The organism is Pseudomonas sp. SJZ074 (assembly GCF_007828215.1).
Lineage (GTDB): Bacteria > Pseudomonadota > Gammaproteobacteria > Pseudomonadales > Pseudomonadaceae > Aquipseudomonas.
Genome location: NZ_VIUE01000061.1, coordinates 1 through 2,985, shown reverse-complemented (window position 1 = coordinate 2,985; position 2,985 = coordinate 1). Strand labels below are relative to the sequence as shown.

4 protein-coding genes and 3 tRNA genes are annotated in these 2,985 nt (G+C 53.7%); all 7 read right to left on the bottom strand.

The features are described 5' to 3' along the window. On the bottom strand, positions 1 to 158 hold a 158-nt coding region (locus tag FBX99_RS28735), incomplete at its 3' end, for a GTP-binding protein (RefSeq protein ID WP_256343747.1). A gap of 84 nt (positions 159 to 242) precedes the next feature. Continuing rightward, positions 243 to 318: transfer RNA gene (locus tag FBX99_RS28730), tRNA-Thr, on the bottom strand. A 26-nt stretch (positions 319 to 344) separates the two neighbouring features. Continuing rightward, a tRNA-Gly gene (locus FBX99_RS28725) sits at positions 345 to 418 on the bottom strand. 25 nt (positions 419 to 443) lie between these two features. Beyond that, positions 444 to 528 (bottom strand) — tRNA-Tyr (locus FBX99_RS28720). A gap of 142 nt (positions 529 to 670) precedes the next feature. Continuing rightward, positions 671 to 1,114 carry a hypothetical protein gene (locus FBX99_RS28715; RefSeq protein ID WP_144931097.1) on the bottom strand — a complete coding sequence of 148 codons (444 nt, stop codon included), beginning with the start codon at positions 1,112 to 1,114 and terminating at the stop codon, positions 671 to 673. 7 nt (positions 1,115 to 1,121) lie between these two features. Beyond that, positions 1,122 to 1,871 (bottom strand): pantothenate kinase, encoded by a 750-nt coding sequence (locus tag FBX99_RS28710; RefSeq protein WP_144931099.1) that lies wholly within the window; start codon positions 1,869 to 1,871, stop codon positions 1,122 to 1,124. Beyond that, positions 1,861 to 2,817 carry a bifunctional biotin--[acetyl-CoA-carboxylase] ligase/biotin operon repressor BirA gene (gene birA / locus FBX99_RS28705; protein ID WP_144931101.1) on the bottom strand — a complete coding sequence of 319 codons (957 nt, stop codon included), beginning with the start codon at positions 2,815 to 2,817 and terminating at the stop codon, positions 1,861 to 1,863. Before birA ends, FBX99_RS28710 begins: the two co-directional genes overlap by 11 nt. Between the last annotated feature and the right edge of the window lie 168 nt (positions 2,818 to 2,985).

Genomic DNA, 2,985 nt, shown 5'->3' with positions numbered 1-2,985 from the left:
GCGCTGTCGATTTTGTCGAAGTCAACCTTGGCCGAACCGAAAACTTCGGAGCAGACGCGGGTCAGAGCAGCGGTCAGAGTGGTTTTACCGTGGTCGACGTGACCGATGGTACCGACGTTGACGTGCGGCTTATTACGTTCGAACTTTTCCTTAGCCATCGAAATCACCCCTAGGAGAAGAATTTAGCAACTCACACAAGCCATTAAAACAAAGGCAGATATTTTCATATCTGCCTTGTTATATGGAGCTCTTGAGCGGATTTGAACCGCTGACCTCACCCTTACCAAGGGTGTGCTCTACCAACTGAGCTACAAGAGCGAAACACTTTGCACAACCTGCAAACTTGGAGCGGGTAGCGGGAATCGAACCCGCATCATCAGCTTGGAAGGCTGAGGTTCTACCACTAAACTATACCCGCGGAGCCTGCAGCTCACGCTAGAAACTGGTGGAGGGGGAAGGATTCGAACCTTCGAAGTCGTAGACGTCAGATTTACAGTCTGATCCCTTTGGCCGCTCGGGAACCCCTCCTAAGCGAGCCGGCATTCTATATCATGCCAGCTTTCTGTCAAGCATTTTCTCATTAAAAACCTGAGGTTAGCTGCGTTGACTACGTTTCGCATCGTTGACTGTTAAAGGTCTTCGCTGCGAAGCCGGCGCCATTCTATGCAAACTACCCCGTGGGTGCAACCCCCTCACAAGGCATTATTTTATGTTTTAACTCATTGAATTCTTTAGAAAGGTTTTGAATGAACGTTTCATTCACCTTCCCGGCACTTTCTGGCGAAACCTGTACCCAGAATCCGGGCTCAGGCGAACCGGCAGCGGTGGCACGAGCTACGACGCCCAGCGTTGCCAGTTTTTGCTCCAGTAGCCTGTTCATTTCCGAACGAGCAAAGCCACCCAGATAAATACATGTCTTCTGCGCCTCACCGGACCTTCCCGAATCCCGCCTGACAAGAGCGTCCGCCGTCTCGCTCAAGAGATGAATGTCCTGTTGCGAGCCGCGGTACAAACTCAGGGGGGTGACATCCTTGGCACGAAGCGGAGCTTCCTGTTGATGCCAGACGTAATAGAAAGCATTCAAAACCAGCAATAACAGGAACAGCCACCGCATAGGAACCTCAAGACAAAGGACAGGCCATCGCCAAGCCGACAAAAACCAGGTCAGGTACCACCCTGGCGTCAGGGACAACACCCGAAACCAGATTAGCGTCCCCCCCCGTTAGAAACACAACGAAATCCTCACCCCAATACTGCCGCGCCATCTCAAGCTGAGTAAGGACAAATCCCCTGAGCATCAGCATGCAACCCCGCTCTACAGCTTCGACAGTCGCCCGTCCAGGAGCGAGACTCTCATGGGCACGCTCGGCAGCCATGTCGTCATAGCGAATCCGTCGGGTATGGGTGCGCAACTGGTTACGCATCAAGGGCATGCCCGGACAAATGAAGCCTCCGAGGTGCGCACCGTCTGCCGCCACGAAATCGGCTGTAATCGCAGTGCCAAAATCGAGCACCAGACAAGCACCCGAAGCCAGATGAAACCCTCCAAGCAAAGCCAACCATCGATCCAAGCCCAGGCGCTCGTAATCCTCATAGCCGTTTCGCACGCCGGCCATTTCACGGGTCGGCACAGCCCTCGCCACGGACACTCCGAACGCATCCACCAGCGCAGTCACCAGCGATTCGGTTTCTTCCTGGGTGCGCACGCTGACAAGCCGGCATTTTTTGAGCTGAAACTTTCCAGCGTCGCTCAAACAAGCCAACAGATCGCTATCGGAACTGACCACGCCTCCATCGACCGGCGTAATACCGTCGATGCGAAGTACACGCCATTTGATAAAGCTGTTGCCGCAATCGAGCTCAAGAATCATCACGCAACCTCAAACTGAGCTCACCACCGCTAAAATTCCTTTCCACGCCATCCACCTTCAAACGCAGGGCCCCCTGGTAATCGATACCCAGCACAACGCCATCAATTTGATTGACACCTGCAATCAATGACACGGCCCGCCCCTGCCATAAATGGTGCCGCTCCCATTCTGGCTGTATTGCAGTAAATCCCGACGCCTGGTGAAGCTTCAGGAATCGCCGGAGATTCGCACCCAGTCGCGCCACGAGCTCATTCCGATCAAAATCTCTACCAGCCACGAGACTCATAGATGTCCATTGTTGGTCAACCTCATCGCTGGACTGCATATTTACATTGACCCCAACCCCCAGGACAACGTGGCAGACATCAGCGGGATCCCCTACCAACTCAAGCAATATCCCTGCAATCTTTCTATCACCGACCAGCACATCGTTGGGCCATTTCAAACCTGCCTGCTGAATCCCCATATCATGCAAAGCGTGCAAGACGGCCAGCCCTACGACGAGACTCAGCCCTTCTATCTGTCGCATACCGCCATCAATACGCAGCACCAGACTGTAATAGAGATTTTCCGCAAAAGGACTGACCCACTTTCGGCCGCGACGACCGCGACCAGCCGTCTGCCGCTCAGCCAAAATCAGGAGCGGTGCCGCCACTCCGCGCTCTATGGAGCGCAACGCTTCAGCATTGGTGGAGTCGATGGAGTCGAAAATATGAACAGGCCATTCGCAAGGTTCCTTTGCATCAATCTCGACCGCATCTAAAAGCAATAGCGGCCTGGCCAATTGATACCCCCGGCCTCTGACCTTATGGACGGATAGGCCCAGTTCTGCCTCCAGGTGCTGCAATTGCTTCCATACAGCACTACGACTGACACCTAGCGCAGCGCCTAGCGCCTGCCCTGAATGAAAGCGACCATCCTTCAGAAGTTTTAGCAACGTGAGCATGCGAACTGCGCCCTGACAATGAGGCCCGCATCATAGCCATGCGCAAGACAGTTGCATAGAAACACAAAAGAACCTTTCCTGCGGGCAAAACAAAACCCCTACCTGCATCAGCAGATAGGGGTTTCGGAATTTAATCTTGACGATGACCTACTCTCACATGGGGAAACC

Excerpts from the sequence above, each read along its gene's own strand:
- birA (WP_144931101.1), bottom strand. The coding sequence starts at position 2,817 with ATGCTCACGTTGCTAAAACTTCTGAAGGATGGTCGCTTTCATTCAGGG.
- FBX99_RS28715 (WP_144931097.1), bottom strand. The coding sequence starts at position 1,114 with ATGCGGTGGCTGTTCCTGTTATTGCTGGTTTTGAATGCTTTCTATTAC.
- FBX99_RS28710 (WP_144931099.1), bottom strand. The coding sequence starts at position 1,871 with ATGATTCTTGAGCTCGATTGCGGCAACAGCTTTATCAAATGGCGTGTA.